Here is a 17,422-nt window from a genome sequence, read left to right on the forward strand (position 1 = left end):
GGTAAATGCGGCTTTATTCAGATTTTGCTGAACGGTATCTGGTCTTGCACGGTGTAGGCCGGTGAAAAAAGCGCCACATCCTCGCGGATGCGGCGCTTCGTGGCGGAGCTGGCTGATCAGGCGGTTTGCCGGATCAGCAATCCCTGCATCTTGTCGATGGCTTTCGCCATTTCCAAGGCTTCCTTGCTCGGCATCTGGCGCACCACTTCCCGTGTGTTCTGGTCGATGATCTTGACGACGACTTCCTTGCTGTCTTCGTCGATCTCGAATTCCAGGCTCTGGGCAGAGGGCGGCATCGCCTCGTTGAGCTTCTTGACTGCGGCCGACACTTCTTCCCGATCCGGTGTGGACTCCGGGACCGAGGCTGGCGTGTCCGGGATTGGCTGGCGGCCCGCGACCGCAGCTTGCCCGGTCACCGCAGCTGGACGTTCGTCCAGTTTCGGAGCGGGCGACGAACCAAGTGATTGGATCTGCATGTCGATTTCCCTAGTAAAAATTCCCCGGCTGAATTTCTTCAGCCGAGGAACCACTTACCTTGCGATGTTGTTACTACGCGTTAGCGATTAGCCACGCAGCAGCGACAGGACACCGTTCGGCAGCGAGTTGGCCTGGGCCAGCATCGAGGTACCGGCCTGCTGCAGGATCTGACCGCGGGTCATCTTGGCGGTTTCAGCAGCGAAGTCGGTGTCGACGATGCGGCTGCGCGATGCCGACAGGTTCTCGGTCGACGAACCCAGGTTCGAGATCGCCGATTCGAAACGCGACTGCAGTGCGCCGTATTCCGCGCGCTGGCCATTGACAGCCGCCAGGGCTGCATCGGCGGTCTTGATCGCTGCCTGGGCTCCTTCGAACGTACTGATGTCGAGATCTGCGACCGACTTCAGCTTCGACGAGCTGGTTTGTGCCATGCCACTACCGGAATCGACGGTCGAGAAGCTCTTTTCCGAGTCCATGGTGACCTTGCCCATCGCCGTCGCGCCTTCACCGGCACCTGCCGTCGAAGCGGTGGCGCCTGGTGCGCCGGCGTTCGTGTACGTGGCCAACGTGGCGGTCGCCGTAGCATCGGTCGAGACGTTCTTCACCTTGATGTCGTTGCCGTCGGCGTGGGTCAGCTTGATGCCGCCGTTTGCTGCATCGTAGGATGCAGTAACGCCGGTTTTGGCGGACTGTGCGTTGAAGGCGCTGATTGCACCCGCATGGCCGTTGGCATCGTCGGTGCCGATCGAGAACGAGATCTTGACTGCATCGGCGTTGTCCGATTTCAGTTCGAACGTGAACGATTTGCCAGCAACCGCGTCCAGGTTGGCTTCGGTCTTGGCCGAAGCGGTGACACCGGTATCGCCGCTCAGCTTGTTGATGTTGGCCGCCACGGCTTTCGCGGTGTCGTTCGCTTTGATGCCTACGTCTTTCGAGCCTTGCGGGCCGTTGATCGTGAGCGTGCCGGCAGCGACGCCGTTGCTTGCGCCGACAACAGCTGCTTTGGCAGCCACGTCGGTATTGTTGTTGCCGTAGGTCGTCGTCGTGAAGTTCGAGCCGTTCATCGAGATCAGCTGGCCTGCATTGGCACCGACCTGGAAGTTCGCAGTACCCATCGAGCCGTCCATCAGCTTCTGGCCGTTGAATTCGGTGGTGTTAGCGATACGGTTCAGTTCCGAGGTCAGCTGGGTGACCTCTTTTTGCAGGTGTTGACGGTCGCTGGCCGAGTTCGACGAGTTCGACGACTGGACTGCCAGTTCACGGACACGCTGCAGGATGTCGCCCGAGTTGGACAGGGCGCCTTCAGCGGTTTGTGCCATCGACACGCCATCGTTGGCGTTGCGGGTGGCTTGGGTCATGCCCTTGATTTGCGATTGCATGCGATCGGAAATCGCGAGACCGGCGGCGTCATCCTTGGCGCTGTTGATGCGCAGACCCGACGACAGGCGCTGGATCGAGGTGTTCAGCTGGGCTTGCGAGGTCGACAGGTTACGCTGCGAATTCAGGGATGGGACGTTGGTGTTGATTACGGATGCCATGGTGTCTACTCCAGAGACGTGGTCTTACGGGGTGCAGCGACCTTGCTGCTGTGTACTTTGGTCCGTCGCGCTATTCCGTGACGTTCAAACCGCTGTTGTTGCTGGTAACGGTGCCCTACGGAAAAAGTTTAGGACCCGTTTAAAAAAAAATCTGGGTTTTCGAGGCCCGCCGCAGGCCATGGCCTCTCTTGGCGGCAAATAAGAAAAGAACTTGAGGGCGAAAAAAATTTTAATTTGCGGGCATGTCCGACGCAGCAGGCCAGCGTATTGCGATACCGGTCGTTACGCTACGGTGGCTCAGGTCTTGAGCAGGGTGTATAACTTGCTCAGTTCAGCCCAGCCGCTCTCATGCAGGGAATCGTTGACACGCTTGGTATAGCTGGGCACATGCTGGAAACGCCTGCAATGCAGCTGCACCGTAGAAATCAAGGTATCGACTGGCGGCACATCCCCGTCGTTATTACACTGTACGGCGAGGACAAGGCGCAACAGGCCAAACCGCGCCATCAACTGCACATAGCTGTCATATGGCGTGCTGCCGTTGAACGGGATGATTTGGGAGAACACCTCATTCAACAAATAGTGCTCGAGAAGCCAGGGGGTCGACTCCAGCGCCGCCTCCATGCGCGCCAGGCCGCGCCGGTATGCGTTCACCAGTCCCTCGGCGCTGACCTGGCCATTCGCGTCCGCGCCAAACCTGGCGGCGATCTGATCCAGCAAAACTTGTTCACGGGGCGAATCGGCCTTGAAGCCCTTGGTCGCCCACAGGGTGGCAAAGACCATCGCCTGGGCGCCGTAGTCAGGTTGGATCATGTCAAGCGTGGTCGTCAGTTCGCCGCTCTCCACCAGGCGCATGAAGTCCTGGACCAGGACCGGGAGGTCGGTCTGTGCATTCCTGGCGCACAGTTCGCTCAAGGATTCGCAAAAGATTCCCAGTAGCGCCAGGCGCTGCCACAAGGCCAGTTCACGCGTTCGTAGCAGGTTCAGGCAGAAAAGGCGTGCCTCTGCCACCAGTGCAGGCGCCATCCCGAAGCGCGCACCGACTTCGCGTACGGCGGTCTTGCGCACCTGCACCGGTGCCTCGACGAACTCGAACGCATCCTCGGCCAGCAAGGCAAGTCGGGCGGCTTCAGGACAGGACAGCGTGATCGACTGCTCCGCCATGCCGTCCATGCTGAGGTTAGTGCGTGGATAGACGTGGCAGACATCGGACAGATATGATTCTCCGAGGTTGGCCTGGACCGAGCAAATACCATCCTGTAGTGCTGGACATTGCTGCAACTCGCCGACCGCCCTGATCTCGGCGTAGGCGCCATTCGCCGCGCCATCTTCCAGGCGCTTCATGTTCGCCATCATCCGGTCGAGTCCGGGACCGGCGTCCTTGCGATAGGCCTTGTAGGTCTTCTTGTCGACATGAACCGTCCATCCGGAGCAGCAGGTGTCTTCGCAGCTGGCCCCGATGCAGCGGAAGCGCTCCACGAAGCGCGGCATGAGGGCTGAGATGGATTGGGTGCGGTGCAGGATGGGCATGGATCAACGGCCTGGTCGAGGGTAACGTCACGCAGTGTACGCCATGCAACACTTCTCTCAATCCGCGATCACCACCCGATTCTTCCCGCTATTCTTGGCTTGGTACATCGCCTTGTCGGCGCGCGCCATGAGCGACGCCTGGTCTTCGTTGGGCACCCTGAGCGCCACCCCGCACGAGAACGTAATGAGCATCTTCTCGTTATCGTGCAAGAAGAAGTGCTTGGTCAGCTCGCGCTGCACCCGCACCATGGCCGCCGCCGCCGCCTCGACCGTGGTCTCCGGCAGCAGGATCAGGAACTCCTCGCCGCCGAAGCGGGCAATGACGTCCATCGAGCGCAGCGTCTCGCGCACCACCTTGACCAGGTGCTTGAGCGCGGCGTCGCCCGCCATATGCCCATAGGTGTCGTTCAGGCGCTTGAAATTGTCGAGGTCGAGCAGGGCCACGCACAGCGGCGTCTGTCTCCGGTCGGCGCGGGCGCTCTCGCGCTCGAACACGTCGTCCAGGCCGCGCCGGTTGAGGCTGCCGGTCAGCTGGTCCTCGCGCACCAGCTCGCTCATATGCTGCAGCTCGGCTTCCAGCTCGCGGATGCGCTGCTCGGCCTCCTGCACCTCTTTATGCGCGCCGACCATGCGGTCGCGCGAGGCCAGCGCCTCGTCCTGGGCGCTGCGCATCTCGCGCAGCACTTCGTCGAGCACGCCGTTGATCTCGTTCACGTCGGTGGCGCGACCGATGCGCTCCGAGAAGCCGCCCAGCCTGGCGTGATAATCGCTGGTCGAGGCCGCGGCCGAGCCAAGGCGGTCGATGAAGGTCATCATCATGTTCTTCATGGCCCCGCGCACGTCGTCGATGCCGTGCTTGAGGTGGCCCTGCTTGATGATCACGTCCTTCAGGCCACGGGTAACGTCTTCCAGCGCGCGCGTGTCGAGCGGGCCCTTGATCAGGTCCTGCACCACCAGCACCTGGCCGCGCATATAGTTGTCGTCGTCGAGCAGGCCTTCGATATTGTCGAGCAGCAGGCGGAACAGGCGCAGCAGCAGCTCCTGCTGTTCGGCGCCGTCGTCCTTGCGTAGCTCGATCTGGAAGCACAATTGCTTCAGGCGCGCCGCGATGTCCTGCAGTTCGGATTCGCCGACGGCGGTCTTGACCGTTGCGCCCAGCGCCTCGGCCTCGGCCGACAGTTCGGCGTCGCCGCTCAGCAGCGAGGCGCAGGCGAAGGACAGGGTGCGCGCCAGCATCTCGCGCAGCAGGACGGTATCGGGTTCCTCGTCGCCCAGGGCCATCACCGGGGTGTTGCGACGCAAATGACGGTCAAGCATCTGCCCCAGCGCCTGGGTATAGCCGGTCCAGTCCTCGAGCTTGACCGCGCGCGCCATGCGCCGGCCATACTCGGACAGCTCGCCCGGGGTTTCGGCCATGCGGCGCGCGAAGCCGGCCAGGACCTCGGTCGCGCCGGTGTCTGGAGCCGATGCGAGCGCTGCTGCGGGCGGCGCCGGCGGGATGCCGGCGATCTCGTCATAGATGGCGCGGTAATTGTCCGGCGTTGGCGCGAGGCGGCGCGCGGCGAGGCGGCGGAAGGCCTCGCGTGCAATCTCAGCGGGGTTGGCTGGCGGGTTCACGGCGGGCGCGGCTGGACTTGAGGTGGACATGGATGACTGCGCAGTGACGAATTCGCGGGATTGGCGACATGATAATCAGCTTTTTTGCCGTGTATCAATTAAAAAACGGTAACACAGCCCTGGAACGCACCGGTTGCCGCCGCGGCGCAACGGAATGTCACATTCAGTCCACCAAACCGTTACGGATGGCGTAGGTCGTCAGCTCGGCGCTGGTCTTGAGTTTCATTTTGACCAACAAGCGGGTGCGGTATTCGCTGATGGTCTTGACCGACAGCGACAGCTCGCGCGCGATCTCGCTGACCGTCATGCCGGAGGCGATCATGGTCAGGGTCTGGTATTCGCGGTCGGACAGCCCTTCGTGCACCGCCGCCTCGTGGTCCGCGCCGATCGAGCTGGCCAGGGTCTGGGCCAGCGCCGCGCTCACGTATTTCTGGCCGCCCGCCACCTGGCGGATCGCCGTCACCAGTTCGCGCGGCGCGCTCTGCTTGGTGAGATAACCGGACGCGCCGGCCTTCAGCGCGCGGATCGCGTACTGGTCTTCGCGGTGCATCGACAGCATCAGCACCGCCAGTTCGGGTCTGTCCTTCTTTATCTGTTTCAACACGTCGATGCCGTTGCGGTCGGGCAGCGAGATATCGAGCAGCATCACATTGGCCTTGGACTTGCCCACCAGCCGGGCGGCGTCGACGCCGTTCTCGGCCTCGCCGGCGACGTTGATGTCGCGCTGCTCGGCCAGGATCTGCTTGAGCCCCTCGCGCACGATGGCATGGTCGTCGGCGATGAAAACGCGGATGGTTATTTTCTCGGTCATTCTTCTTGTGCTGTCTTGTGGCGCGCCGCCTGCTGCGCGGAGGTCCTGGGCGCCAGCCTGGTCCTGATGGTCACCATCGTGCCACCTCCGGGCGCGGACGACAAGGCCAGCGTGCCGCCCAGGGCGCTGGCGCGCTCGCTCATGCCGCGCAGGCCGAACGATTGCGGCTTGAGGCGGTCGGCGGGCTGGAGGCCGCGGCCGTTATCGCAGATCGACAGGGTGAGCAGCTTGCGCTGGCGCCGCAGCGACACCGTGACGCGGGTTGCATCGGCATGCTTGGCGATGTTCGTGAGCGCTTCCTGGAAGATGCGGAACAGCGCGCTCGCATGGTCGGGCTCGAGCTCGAGGTCCCCATCGTCCCGATGCGGACAGCGCATGATGACGGCGATCCCCATCTGCTTCTCGAACTCGCGCGCCTGCCATTCGAGTGCGGCGACGATGCCGAGGTCGAGCGTGCTTGGGCGCAGGTCGAGCGAGATGCGGTGCACCGCCTCGATGGTGCGGTCGACCAGGTCGTCGACGTAGTTGGCCTTGTCGACCAGGTCCGGCTGGTCTTGCGGCAGACGCGCCGACAGCATGGCCAGCGCCATCTTGATCGCGGTGAGGTTGCCGCCCAGGTCGTCGTGGATCTCGCGCGCGATGCGGGTGCGCTCGTCTTCCTTGGCCTGCTCGATATGCGCGGTCAGCTCGGCCAGGCGCTCGCGCGAACGGTGCGATTCTTCCTGCTCCTGCTTGCTTGCCGTGATATTGGTCATGATGCCATCCCACTGAACTGCGCCGTCCTCGCGGGTGTGCGGGGTGGCGCGCAGGTTGATCCACTTGACATCGTTCCAGGCCGGAATGCGGATGCGTCCTTCCCAGTTCCAGGCCGCCAGGGCGGCGGCCGACATCTGCATCGCCTCGTGATAGGCGCGGCGGTCTTCCGGCAGGATCAGGCCCTCGAACAGGGACGGATCGTCCTGCAGCTCGCCGGGCGCCAGGCCGAGCAGCGCGCTGCAGCCTTCGTTCAGGCAGGGGAAGCTGGTGCTGCCGTTGGGGTGCAGGACGAACTGGTAAACCAGGCCGGAGGTGGGAGGATGTTCGGTGTTGAAAGAGGAGGGCAGACTCATTTTTGTCTCTTCACTTCTTTTTTTGTGTGCACTGCTTTGGGTTGTCTGCATGATACGTGAATCCCAGCGCAGGAGACGCCAAGTCTCGTTACAATGAGGCCATGAACAAGGCATTTGTGAAAGAGTCCGACAACGACGATGACGAAGAGGCGTTGGCCCTGGCGCAGGCGATTCCCGCCGGCGCCAAGAACTACATCACCCCGGCCGGCTACCAGCGCATCAAGGACGAGCTGCTGCAGCTGATCGACGTCGATCGTCCCGAGGTGGTGCGCATCGTGCACTGGGCCGCGTCGAACGGCGACCGCTCCGAGAACGGCGACTACATCTACGGCAAGCGCCGCCTGCGCGAGATCGACCGCCGCATCCGCTTTCTCACCAAGCGCATGGACTCGGCCTTCGTGGTCGACCCAACTGTTCACTACGGCAACGACCAGGTCTTTTTCGGGGCCACGGTGAGCTACATCAACAAGGCGGGTGAGGAGCACACCGTCACCATCGTCGGCGTGGATGAGCTCGATCCCCTGAAGGGCAAGATCAGCTGGGTGTCGCCGGTGGCGCGCGCACTGACCAAGTGTCGCGAGGGCGACGTGGTGCCGCTGCAGACGCCGCTCGGCATGGACGAACTGGAGATTATGTCGGTCGATTATCCTGAACCCATCGTCGACTGATTTTCTGGTTCGCTGCTAAGATGCGGTCATGAATCGACCTCACCAACCTGCGCCAGAGCTGGACGCCCTGGCCGCGCTGCGCGCCGCCACTTCCGAACGCCACGAGCGGCTCGACAGCGGCTTGCCGCTGTCCGGGCCCGCGCCCGACCTCAACGATTACGCTACCCACCTGACCATGGTGCGCGACTGGCTGGCGCCGCTGCAGGCCTGGCTGGATGGGTTCGCCGACGGTCCGCAACGCGTGCTGCCGGCGGTGGGGCGGCTGGCGCTGACCGACGCCGACCTGAACGAACCAGGCATGCCGCCAGTGCGCGTGCCTTCGACACCGCATGCCTGGCCGCAGGATGCCAGCGCCGCCTACCGCTGGGGCGTGGCGTACGTGATCGAAGGATCGCAGCTGGGCGGGAAGGTGTTGTACGGGAAGCTCGCGGAGCGGCTGGCGCCGCACCCGCTGCGCTACCTGCGCGGGGCCGACGAAGGCCCGGGGCCGCGCTGGCGCGCGTTCATGCTGGCGCTGAAAGAGAACGTGAAGTCGCCGGACGAAATCGGCGATGCGTGCGCGGGGGCGTGTGCGGCGTTTGACAGCATCCTGGAGCTGACGCCGCTGCGGTGATTACGACCGCTCCCGCTCCACCCGATTGACCCCCGCCACCCGGCGCAGATTGCGAATCAGCTGCGCCAGATGCACCCGGTCCTTGATCTGGATCGTGAAGCGCAATTGCGTCATGCTGTGCTCGTCATCCTCGTCCATGCCCACATAGGTGATGTTGGCGTCCGACTCGCCGATCTCGGCGGCCACGCGGGCGAGAATGCCTTTTTCGTTGTTGATCAACAGGCGGATGCGACAGTCGAAACGGCGGTTGAGTTCGTCGCCCCATTGCACCGCGATCCAGCGGTCGGGTTCCTTGGCGCGGATGCGCTTGGCCGGCAGGCAGTCGCAGGTGTGGACCACCAGCGCCTGGTCGCGCCGCAGCTGGCCGGTGATCTGGTCGCCCGGGATCGGCAGGCAGCATGGCGCCAGCTGCACCGCCACGCCTTCGCTGCCGTAGATCGTGACCGGCGCGATCTCGCTGCTGGGGATCGGTTTGCTCGACGGCAGCAGCTCGGGGTCGCCTTCCATCAGGCCGAAGATGTGGCGCGCCACCAGCGCCGGCATGCGCTTGCCGATGCCGATGTCGGCATACATTTCTTCCATCGACTTGGCCGAGGTCTCGGCCAGCAGGCGCTCGATGACGGCCTCCGACAGGTCTGGCTTGATATTGCGCACCGCGAGGGCCTGGGCCAGGAGTTCCTGGCCCAGCTCGACCGATTCGTTGACGTCGATCGCGCGCAGGTGGTGGCGAATCGCCGAGCGCGCCTTGCCGGTGCGCACAAACGTGAGCCAGGTCGGGCTCGGACGCGATTCAGGGTCGGTGATGATCTCGACGATGTCGCCGTTGTGCAGCTCGGTGCGCAGCGGCTGGTCTTCGTTGTTGATCTTGACGCCCACCGTATGGTCGCCGATGCCGGTGTGGATCGAGTAGGCGAAGTCCAGCGCCGTGGCGCCGCGCGGCAGGGCGATGATCTTCGACTTGGGTGTGAACACGTAGACCGAATCCGGGAACAGGTCGACTTTCACGTGCTCGAGGAACTCGGCCGAGTCGCCGGTCTGCTGCTGGATGTCGAGCAGCGACTGCAGCCAGGCATGGGTGCGGTGCTGCAGGTCGGTGATGTTGGAGTCGCCCGTCTTGTACAGCCAGTGCGCCGCCACGCCGCTTTCGGCGGTGCGGTGCATCTCCTGCGTGCGGATCTGGAATTCGACCGGGGTGCCGTAGGGGCCGATCAGGGTGGTGTGCAGCGACTGGTAGCCGTTGATCTTGCCGATCGCGATGTAGTCCTTGAACTTGCCGGGCATCGGCTTGTACAGGGCGTGCAGGGTGCCGAGCGCCACATAACAGTTGGGCACGCTGTCGACGACGACGCGGAAGCCGTACACGTCCAGCACCTGCGAGAACGACAGGTGCTTGTTGCGCATCTTCTTGTAGATGCCGTACAGCGTCTTTTCGCGGCCATCGACTTCGAACTGCAGTCCGCTCGAGGCCAGCTGGTTCTTGACCGCCTCGAGGATCTTCTTGACCACTTCGCGGCGGTTGCCGCGCGCGGCCTTGATCGCCTTCGACAGGGTCTGGTAGCGCAGCGGATACAGGTGCGAGAACGACAGGTCTTGCAGCTCGCGGTAGATATTGTTCAGGCCGAGGCGGTGGGCGATCGGCACATACACTTCCATCGTCTCGCCGGCGATGCGGCGTTTCTTGGCCGGCACCATGACGCCCAGGGTGCGCATATTGTGCAGGCGGTCGGCCAGCTTGATCAGGATCACGCGCACGTCGGAGGCCATCGCCAGCAGCATCTTGCGGAAGTTTTCCGCCTGCGCTTCGAGCTGGCTCTGGAACTCGATCTTTTCGAGCTTGGACAGGCCGTCGACGAGGTTGGCGACCTGGGCGCCGAAGCGCTCGATCAATTCGTCCTTCTTGACGTCCTGGTCTTCGATCACGTCGTGCAGCAGGGCGGCCATGATGGCTTGCGCATCGAGCTTCCACTCGGCGCAGATCTCGGCGACGGCGATCGGATGGGAGATATAGGGCTCGCCCGACTTGCGGACCTGGCCCAGGTGCATCTCGTCGGAGAAGCGGTAGGCTTCCTTGACCTTCTTGAGTTCGGCGGGCGTGAGGTATTCGGACAGCTTGCTGATCAGCTGCGTGACCGAGGCGACGCCGGGAGCGACCGTCTCGAGATAATCCGGGGGACGATTGTCGGCGCGCCGCTCGCGTGGAGCGGCAGGGTTGCGAGAATTGGTCGAATCTGGAGACAGGTTCATTACGTTAATCGTCAAGCCGTAGTGATCACAGAATAACAGAAGACGGGATAACGCTAATTCAGGCAACCCCGAAGGGAATTACATCGGCACTTTTTTCAGCATTTCCAGGCCAACCTTGCCGGCGGCGATCTCGCGCAGGGCGACCACGGTCGGCTTGTCCTTGGCTTCGACCTTCGGAGTGTGGCCTTGCAGGAGCTGACGAGCACGATAGGTAGCGGCCAGGGTCAGCTGGAAGCGGTTCGGGACGTTCTTGAGGCAGTCTTCAATGGTGATGCGGGCCATGGTGTGCTCCTAAATTTCAGTGAATACGGTAACAACGCGGACAACGACAACAGTGAAAGCGCGCCACAATGGCGCGCTGGTCAGGATTGAGGTTGATGCGCGTGGATTCCCAGCTGGGCAAACAGCGTAGCGTTGCGGGCAGCCTGTTGGGCGAATCGGCAACGTGTCGCTTTGACAATCGCCTGCAGTTCGGCCAGGGCGACGTTAAACTCTTCGTTGATGATAGCATATTCGAACTCCGGAGCGTGAGCGATCTCGCCGCCAGCCGCCAGCAGGCGGCGCGTGATGATGTGCGGCTCGTCGGTGCCACGCTTGTGCAGGCGTTCTTCCAGCGCCTCGATCGATGGCGGCAAGATGAAGATGCCGGCCGCGTCCGGGAACAGTTTCTTCACCTGGCGGGCGCCCTGCCAGTCGATCTCGAGCAGGATGTCGGTGCCGTTCTTCATTTGCTGTTCCACCAGCAGGCGGCTCGTCCCGTAGTAATTGCCGTGCACCTCGGCCCATTCCAGGAATTCGCCGCGTTCGGCGCGGGTGACGAAATCCTCGGCGGTGGTGAAATGATAATGCTCGCCATCCAGCTCGCCCGGACGCGGCTGGCGGGTTGTGGTCGAGATCGACAGCTTGATGCCGGGTTCCTGCGCCAGCAGTGCGTTGACCAGGCTCGACTTGCCGGCGCCGGACGGGGCGGCGACGATGAACAGGCTGCCGGAGAAAGCTTGTGGGAGCATGTTGGTTCCTTTGTTAATACGTTTTTTCGCGAGTTCGTATCGCGATACTGATGACAATCACGCTAGCATAAATACGTTATTTTTTGCACTGCAAAAAATAACTTCCCGCGAAGGCGGGAACCCAAGTTTCATGCGCTGACGCTACATATGACGTCAGTAGCTGCGCGAAGGACTTGGGTTCCCGCCTGCGCGGGAACGACGGTTTTGGGGCTGACCAAAAAATAAATCGACGGGCTGAACAACGTCAGCCGGATCACTCCAGATTCTGCACCTGTTCCAGCATCTGCTCGATGAGCAGCTTCAGTTCCATCGATGCATCCGCCAGCTCCTTGACCGAGGCCTTGGCGCCGAGCGTGTTCGCTTCGCGGTTCAGTTCCTGCATCATGAAGTCGAGGCGCTTGCCGACCTGGCCGCCTTTTTTCAGGATGTGGCGGGTTTCGTTCAGGTGGGCCGACAGGCGCGACAGCTCTTCGGAGACGTCGATGCGGATGCCGTACAGCGTCACTTCTTGCCTGATCCGCTCCAGCACTTCCTGGCGCGTGAGCGTGGACGGATTGCCGTGGCCGGCCAGGCCCAGTGCATCCTGCATGCGCTCGATGGCCTTGTGCTGGAATTGCGAAATGACTTGCGGGATCAGCGGCGTGATGCGCTTGACGATCGCTTCCATCGATTCGATCCGCGATTGCAGCATCGTTTCGAGCGCCGCGCCTTCGCGCTTGCGGCTGTCGACGAAAGCGGCGATGGTGGTGGCGGTGAGGGCGGCGACATCAAGCTGCAGCGACTCCTGGCCGATCGTCGATTCTTCGATGACGCCGGGCCAGCGCAGCAGTTCGGCCACCGTCATCGGGGATGCCTGGGCAAAGTGACGCGTCACCTCGCCTTGCAGGCGCGCGAGATCGGCCAGCAGTTCCTGGTTCAGCGCCGAGGAGCCGCCGCTGACCTTGCGGCCGAACGACAGGCGTACCTCGACCTTGCCGCGCGTGATCGCGGCCATGATCGCCGAACGCAGGTCGGGTTCCAGCGCGCGCAGTTCGTCATTGATGCGGAACTGCAGATCGAGGAAGCGCGAGTTGACGCTCTTGATTTCGATCGTGAGGGTTCCGGCAGCGCCTTCGCTGGTGGCGACCGCATAACCTGTCATGCTTGAAATGCTCAATGGGATCCCCGGTTTTTATTCTTTACAAAGCCGACATTTATCCACACAATCGCCCTGTTTAGCAAGGAAACCCACTTGGATGGCTGCACAGAATAACGCTCCCCTGCCCGATGGGCTGGACATTGCCGGATACCGCATTGTAAAGAAAATTGCGTCCGGTGGGTTCAGTATTGTTTACCTTGCCTATGACGGCGAAGGCAATGCGGTCGCCATCAAGGAGTATTTACCGAGCGCGCTCGCGCTGCGCCAGCCGGGCGAACTGGTGCCCGTCGTCGCCAAGCCGCACCTGGCCGTGTTCCGTATCGGCCTCAAGTGTTTCTTCGAGGAGGGCAGGGCGCTGGCGCGCATCGTGCACCCGAACGTGGTGCGCGTATTGAATTTTTTCCGCGCCCACGACACCGTGTACATGGTGATGGCCTACGAATCCGGCCACGCGCTGCAGGAGCACATCGCGCGCGCTGCGGCCAAGGGCAGCCGCCCCGGCGAACAGTTCGTGCGCCAGGTATTTACGGGCGTCTGCGCCGGCCTGCGCGAGGTGCACGCCAACAAGCTGCTGCACCTCGACCTCAAGCCGGCCAACATCTATCTGCGGTCCGACGGCTCTCCCTTGCTGCTCGACTTCGGCGCCGCGCGCCAGACCCTGCACAGCGATGCGCCGATGCTGGCGCCGATGTACACGCCGGGTTTCGCCGCGCCCGAGCTGTCCACGCGCGGCGCCAGCCTCGGGCCGTGGACCGATATCTACAGTCTCGGCGCCGCCATGCTGGCCTGCATGAGCTGCTCGACCCCGCAGTCGGTCGAGGCGCGCCGCGCCGGCGACAAGCTGCTCGAGCAGCTGGATTCACTGGTGGGCCGCTATTCGCCCGAGCTGATCGACCTCGTGCAGGCATGCCTGGCGCTCGATCCGCTCGCGCGTCCGCAGAGCGTGTTCGCGATCCAGAAAGCGCTGCAAGCCGCACCGGCGAAGCCGCTCGCGGCGGCGTCCGCATCGGGATCGATGAAGACATCGGCGCGGCAAGGCGAGGCGCGCGGCGGCTGGCGCGGACTCGTCGACCGTCTCGGCGCACTCGGGCGCGGCCAGGGATAACCATGCAATTTTCCGTCTACCAGCAAAGCCATATCGGCGGCCGCAAGGTCAACCAGGACCGCATGGGCTACTGCTTCACGCGCGATTCGCTCCTGCTCCTGCTGGCCGACGGCATGGGCGGGCACATGAACGGCGAGATCGCCGCGACCATCGCGCTGCAGACGGTGTCGATGATGTTCCGCACGCAGGCGCGTCCCTACGTAAAACGGCCCGAGCGCTTCCTGGAAGAAGCGCTGCTGCAGGCCCACCACGACATCCAGGCCTACGCCGCCACCCACGGCCTGCCCGAGATGCCGCGCACCACCGTCGTGGCCTGCCTGGTGCAGCACAACTGCGCCGTGTGGGCCCATGCCGGCGACTCGCGGCTGTACTGGGTGCGGCGCAACCAGGTGCTGGCGCGCACGCGCGACCATTCGCATTTCGAATACCTGGTCGACCGCGGCCGCGCCGATCCAAACGAGCGCGCGACCCACCCCGACCGCAACAAGCTGTATAACTGCCTGGGCGCTTCGAGCGCGCCGAAGATCGAGCTGTCGCACCAGGTCAGCCTACAGCCGGGCGACGTGCTGCTGCTGTGCTCCGACGGCCTGTGGTCGATGCTGCCCGAGGCCGAGATCGTGCACCGCCTGGCCACCGGCAGCGTGGTGCAGGCGGTGCCCGAGATGGTGCAGATGGCGGCCGCGGTCGGCGGCGCCCAGGCCGACAACACGACCGCGCTGGCCATCGCCTGGCAGGGCGCCGACACCGCGCATGCGGACCTGCCCAATGTCATCTCGACCCAGCTGCTGGGCGAGGACATGGTCAGGTCGACCATCGCCCGTGCCGATGCCGCTCCGGGCGACGCGGACGCCTTCGGCGACGACGATATCGAGAAAGCGATCGCCGAGATTCGTGCGGCGATCGAAAAGTCATCCCAAGTCATCAAATAAGAAAGCACTACCATGACATTTGAACAGCGCCCCAGCGGCCGCGCGGTCGATCAGCTGCGTCCGATTACCATCACGCGCAATTACACGCGTCACGCCGAAGGCTCGGTGCTGATCGGGTTCGGCGACACCAAGGTGATCTGCACCGCCAGCATCGAAGAGAAGGTGCCGGGCTTTTTGAAAGGGAAGGGCCAGGGCTGGCTGACCGCCGAATACGGGATGCTGCCGCGTTCGACCCACAGCCGCATGGACCGCGAAGCCGCGCGCGGCAAGCAGAGCGGCCGCACCCAGGAGATCCAGCGCCTGATCGGCCGCTCGCTGCGCGCCGCCTTCGACCTGGAAGCCTTCGGCGAGCGTACCCTGCACCTCGATTGCGACGTGATCCAGGCCGACGGCGGCACCCGCACCGCAGCCATCACGGGCGCCATGGTGGCGGCGCATGACGCCTTCGGCAAGCTGGTGGCGGCCGGCCTGATCCCGGCGATCCCGGTGCGCCATTTCGTGGCCGCCGTTTCGGTGGGCGTGTATCGCGGCATGCCGGTGCTCGACCTCGACTATCCGGAAGATTCGGATTGCGATACCGACATGAACGTGGTGATGACCGAGGCCGGCCACTTCATCGAAGTGCAGGGCACGGCCGAGGGCGCGGCCTTCGACCGCGCCGGCATGAACCGCCTGCTGGACCTGGCGCAGCAGGGCATCGCCGACCTGATCCAGCTGCAGAAGCAGGCCTTGCAGCTGCTGTAGCCTGCGTTGCGTAATCGAAGCCGGTAAAATAGCCGGCTCATTCAATCCAACCCGCATAACCATGACCCAACGCCTGATCCTCGCCTCCAACAATGCCGGCAAGCTGAAGGAGTTCGCCCAGCTGCTCGGCCCCATCGGTTTCGAGCTGCATCCGCAGGGCGAATTCGACGTGCCGGAGGCGGAAGAGCCGTTCGGCACCTTCGTCGAGAACGCGCTGGCCAAGGCGCGCCACGCGTCGCGCCTGACCGGCCTGCCGGCGCTGGCCGACGATTCGGGCGTGTGCGTGAATGCGCTCGGCGGCGCGCCCGGCGTGTATTCGGCGCGATTTGCCGGTGAACCCAAATCGGACGCCCGCAACAACCAGAAGCTCGTCGCCGACCTGGCGGGGCTCGCCGACAAATCGGCCTATTACTATTGCGTGCTGGTCTACGTGCGCCATCCGGACGATCCGCAGCCGGTGATCGCCGACGGCCTTTGGCCTGGCGAGATCATCGCCAGTCCGCGCGGCGAGAACGGCTTCGGCTACGATCCGCATTTCCTGATCCCGTCGCTCGGCAAGACCACCGCCGAGCTGGCGCCGGAGGAAAAGAACGCACTGTCCCACCGCGGCCAGGCGCTGCGCGCGCTGGTCGAGAAACTGAAGTCCGCCTGACATGATCCCGATTAAAGTCGCCGCCCCCGGGCCGAGCGAGCCGCGTTCGCCGGCCAGCGCCGCGCTGCAGTATCTGCAGCCGGGCGCGCTCAACCTCGCCGCCTTGCCGCCGCTGTCGCTATACGTGCACTGGCCCTGGTGCGTGCGCAAATGCCCGTACTGCGACTTCAATTCGCACGAGGCGAAGGGCGAGCTGCCCGAGCAGGCCTACCTGGACGCGCTGCGCCTCGACCTCGAACAGTCGCTGCCGCTGATCTGGGGCCGCAAGATCCACACCGTCTTCATCGGCGGCGGCACGCCGAGCCTGATGTCGGCCGCCGGCCTGGATCGCCTGATGTCCGACCTGCGCACCCTGCTGCCGCTGGAACTGGACGCCGAGATCACGATGGAAGCCAATCCCGGCACCTTCGAGGCCGGGCGCTTCAAGAGCTACCGCGCGAGCGGCATCAACCGGCTGTCGATCGGCATCCAGAGCTTCAACCCGGCGCATCTGAAGGCGCTGGGCCGCATCCATGATGGCATTGACGCGCTGCGCGCGGTCGAGATCGCGAAGAACACCTTCGAGAACTTCAACCTCGACCTGATGTATGCGCTGCCGTCGCAGACATTGGAAGAGGCACGCCGCGACCTGGAGACGGCGCTGTCGTTCGCGCCGCCGCACCTGTCGCTGTACCACCTGACGATGGAACCGAACACGGTATTCGCCAAGTATCCGCCGGCGCTGCCGGACGACGACCTCTCCGCCGACATGCAGGACATGATCGCCGAGGTGACGGGAGCAAAGGGCTACGAGCACTACGAGGTGTCGGCCTATGCCCAGCCGGGGCGGCGCGCGCGCCACAACCTGAACTACTGGAAGTTCGGCGACTACCTCGGCATCGGCGCCGGCGCCCACTCGAAGCTCTCGTTCCCGCACCGCGTGCTGCGCCAGGCGCGCTTCAAGCAGCCGGCGTCCTTCATCGAGGCCGCCAGGCGCGGCAACCCGGTGCAGGAAGAACACGAGATCGGCCGCGCCGACATGGGCTTCGAATTCATGCTCAACGCGCTGCGCCTGACCGGCGGCTTCGACCCGAACCTGTTCGGCGAGCGCACCGGCATGAACATCAGCGCGATCACCAAGGCGCTGAACGACGCTGAAGCGAAAGGGCTGATCTACCGCGACCACCAGCTGATCAAGCCGACCGAACTGGGGCAGCGCTTCCTGAACGACCTGCAGGAGATGTTCCTGGCAGGCTGA

The 17,422-nt window shown here is 63.8% G+C and carries 17 protein-coding genes; 7 read left to right on the forward strand and 10 right to left on the reverse strand.

The genetic code is table 11. The features are described 5' to 3' along the window. Positions 1-116: 116 nt before the first annotated feature. From DIR46_RS19510 to DIR46_RS19535, 6 genes are all read right to left on the reverse strand, one after another. Positions 117-476 (reverse strand): flagellar protein FlaG, encoded by a 360-nt coding sequence (locus DIR46_RS19510; RefSeq protein WP_109346722.1) that lies wholly within the window; start codon positions 474-476, stop codon positions 117-119. 87 nt (positions 477-563) lie between these two features. After that, complete coding sequence (locus tag DIR46_RS19515) at positions 564-2,015, reverse strand: flagellin N-terminal helical domain-containing protein (RefSeq protein ID WP_109346723.1); 1,452 nt, start codon at positions 2,013-2,015, stop codon at positions 564-566. Between the two features lie 297 nt (positions 2,016-2,312). Next, complete coding sequence (gene fliB, locus DIR46_RS19520; RefSeq protein WP_109346724.1) at positions 2,313-3,545, reverse strand: flagellin lysine-N-methylase; 1,233 nt, start codon at positions 3,543-3,545, stop codon at positions 2,313-2,315. Between the two features lie 57 nt (positions 3,546-3,602). Next, positions 3,603-5,192, reverse strand: coding sequence for a GGDEF domain-containing protein (locus DIR46_RS19525; protein ID WP_109346725.1), 1,590 nt, complete (start codon positions 5,190-5,192; stop codon positions 3,603-3,605). 133 nt (positions 5,193-5,325) lie between these two features. After that, positions 5,326-5,973, reverse strand: a complete 648-nt coding sequence (locus tag DIR46_RS19530) for a response regulator (RefSeq protein WP_109346726.1) — start codon at positions 5,971-5,973, stop codon at positions 5,326-5,328. Beyond that, entirely contained in the window at positions 5,970-7,082 is a 1,113-nt protein-coding gene (locus DIR46_RS19535; protein WP_109346727.1) for a sensor histidine kinase, read from the reverse strand. Before DIR46_RS19535 ends, DIR46_RS19530 begins: the two co-directional genes overlap by 4 nt. A 101-nt stretch (positions 7,083-7,183) precedes the next feature. Between DIR46_RS19535 and greB the strand changes: the two genes are divergently transcribed. Both greB and DIR46_RS19545 read left to right on the forward strand, forming a co-directional pair. After that, entirely contained in the window at positions 7,184-7,750 is a 567-nt protein-coding gene (gene greB / locus DIR46_RS19540; protein ID WP_109346728.1) for a transcription elongation factor GreB, read from the forward strand. Positions 7,751-7,778: 28 nt separating this feature from the next. Beyond that, positions 7,779-8,363 (forward strand): biliverdin-producing heme oxygenase, encoded by a 585-nt coding sequence (locus tag DIR46_RS19545; RefSeq protein WP_109346729.1) that lies wholly within the window; start codon positions 7,779-7,781, stop codon positions 8,361-8,363. On the opposite strand, the gene DIR46_RS19550 is transcribed toward DIR46_RS19545, so the two are convergent. The 4 genes from DIR46_RS19550 to DIR46_RS19565 form a co-directional block, all read right to left on the reverse strand. Continuing rightward, on the reverse strand, positions 8,364-10,607 hold the full coding sequence (locus DIR46_RS19550; protein ID WP_109346730.1) for a RelA/SpoT family protein: 2,244 nt from the start codon (positions 10,605-10,607) through the stop codon (positions 8,364-8,366). A 78-nt stretch (positions 10,608-10,685) separates the two neighbouring features. Next, positions 10,686-10,889, reverse strand: a complete 204-nt coding sequence (rpoZ, locus tag DIR46_RS19555) for a DNA-directed RNA polymerase subunit omega (protein WP_005665923.1) — start codon at positions 10,887-10,889, stop codon at positions 10,686-10,688. Positions 10,890-10,969: 80 nt separating this feature from the next. After that, positions 10,970-11,617 carry a guanylate kinase gene (gene gmk, locus DIR46_RS19560; RefSeq protein ID WP_109346731.1) on the reverse strand — a complete coding sequence of 216 codons (648 nt, stop codon included), beginning with the start codon at positions 11,615-11,617 and terminating at the stop codon, positions 10,970-10,972. 253 nt (positions 11,618-11,870) lie between these two features. Then, complete coding sequence (locus tag DIR46_RS19565; protein ID WP_109346732.1) at positions 11,871-12,758, reverse strand: YicC/YloC family endoribonuclease; 888 nt, start codon at positions 12,756-12,758, stop codon at positions 11,871-11,873. Positions 12,759-12,852: 94 nt separating this feature from the next. On the opposite strand from DIR46_RS19565, the gene DIR46_RS19570 reads away from it, so the two are divergent. The 5 genes from DIR46_RS19570 (at position 12,853) to hemW (ending at position 17,422) form a co-directional block, all read left to right on the forward strand. Then, positions 12,853-13,860, forward strand: a complete 1,008-nt coding sequence (locus DIR46_RS19570) for a serine/threonine protein kinase (RefSeq protein WP_109346733.1) — start codon at positions 12,853-12,855, stop codon at positions 13,858-13,860. A gap of 2 nt (positions 13,861-13,862) precedes the next feature. Further along, positions 13,863-14,789 carry a PP2C family protein-serine/threonine phosphatase gene (locus tag DIR46_RS19575; RefSeq protein WP_109346734.1) on the forward strand — a complete coding sequence of 309 codons (927 nt, stop codon included), beginning with the start codon at positions 13,863-13,865 and terminating at the stop codon, positions 14,787-14,789. A 12-nt stretch (positions 14,790-14,801) separates the two neighbouring features. Then, positions 14,802-15,533, forward strand: a complete 732-nt coding sequence (gene rph / locus DIR46_RS19580; protein WP_109346735.1) for a ribonuclease PH — start codon at positions 14,802-14,804, stop codon at positions 15,531-15,533. Positions 15,534-15,594: 61 nt separating this feature from the next. Beyond that, positions 15,595-16,185, forward strand: a complete 591-nt coding sequence (gene rdgB / locus DIR46_RS19585) for an RdgB/HAM1 family non-canonical purine NTP pyrophosphatase (RefSeq protein WP_109346736.1) — start codon at positions 15,595-15,597, stop codon at positions 16,183-16,185. A gap of 1 nt (position 16,186) precedes the next feature. After that, positions 16,187-17,422 carry a radical SAM family heme chaperone HemW gene (hemW, locus tag DIR46_RS19590; RefSeq protein ID WP_109346737.1) on the forward strand — a complete coding sequence of 412 codons (1,236 nt, stop codon included), beginning with the start codon at positions 16,187-16,189 and terminating at the stop codon, positions 17,420-17,422.

It is taken from the genome of Massilia oculi (genome assembly GCF_003143515.1).
GTDB classification, from domain to species: domain Bacteria; phylum Pseudomonadota; class Gammaproteobacteria; order Burkholderiales; family Burkholderiaceae_D; genus Telluria; species Telluria oculi.

Bases quoted from the DNA above. Each gene is read 5' to 3' on its own strand.
- DIR46_RS19565 (WP_109346732.1), bottom strand. From the start codon at position 12,758: ATGACAGGTTATGCGGTCGCCACCAGCGAAGGCGCTGCCGGAACCCTC.
- DIR46_RS19550 (WP_109346730.1), bottom strand. From the start codon at position 10,607: ATGAACCTGTCTCCAGATTCGACCAATTCTCGCAACCCTGCCGCTCCA.
- DIR46_RS19535 (WP_109346727.1), bottom strand. From the start codon at position 7,082: ATGAGTCTGCCCTCCTCTTTCAACACCGAACATCCTCCCACCTCCGGC.
- rph (WP_109346735.1), top strand. From the start codon at position 14,802: ATGACATTTGAACAGCGCCCCAGCGGCCGCGCGGTCGATCAGCTGCGT.
- gmk (WP_109346731.1), bottom strand. From the start codon at position 11,617: ATGCTCCCACAAGCTTTCTCCGGCAGCCTGTTCATCGTCGCCGCCCCG.
- DIR46_RS19570 (WP_109346733.1), top strand. From the start codon at position 12,853: ATGGCTGCACAGAATAACGCTCCCCTGCCCGATGGGCTGGACATTGCC.
- rpoZ (WP_005665923.1), bottom strand. From the start codon at position 10,889: ATGGCCCGCATCACCATTGAAGACTGCCTCAAGAACGTCCCGAACCGC.
- hemW (WP_109346737.1), top strand. From the start codon at position 16,187: ATGATCCCGATTAAAGTCGCCGCCCCCGGGCCGAGCGAGCCGCGTTCG.
- DIR46_RS19525 (WP_109346725.1), bottom strand. From the start codon at position 5,192: ATGTCCACCTCAAGTCCAGCCGCGCCCGCCGTGAACCCGCCAGCCAAC.
- fliB (WP_109346724.1), bottom strand. From the start codon at position 3,545: ATGCCCATCCTGCACCGCACCCAATCCATCTCAGCCCTCATGCCGCGC.
- DIR46_RS19510 (WP_109346722.1), bottom strand. From the start codon at position 476: ATGCAGATCCAATCACTTGGTTCGTCGCCCGCTCCGAAACTGGACGAA.
- DIR46_RS19575 (WP_109346734.1), top strand. From the start codon at position 13,863: ATGCAATTTTCCGTCTACCAGCAAAGCCATATCGGCGGCCGCAAGGTC.
- DIR46_RS19515 (WP_109346723.1), bottom strand. From the start codon at position 2,015: ATGGCATCCGTAATCAACACCAACGTCCCATCCCTGAATTCGCAGCGT.
- greB (WP_109346728.1), top strand. From the start codon at position 7,184: ATGAACAAGGCATTTGTGAAAGAGTCCGACAACGACGATGACGAAGAG.
- DIR46_RS19530 (WP_109346726.1), bottom strand. From the start codon at position 5,973: ATGACCGAGAAAATAACCATCCGCGTTTTCATCGCCGACGACCATGCC.
- rdgB (WP_109346736.1), top strand. From the start codon at position 15,595: ATGACCCAACGCCTGATCCTCGCCTCCAACAATGCCGGCAAGCTGAAG.
- DIR46_RS19545 (WP_109346729.1), top strand. From the start codon at position 7,779: ATGAATCGACCTCACCAACCTGCGCCAGAGCTGGACGCCCTGGCCGCG.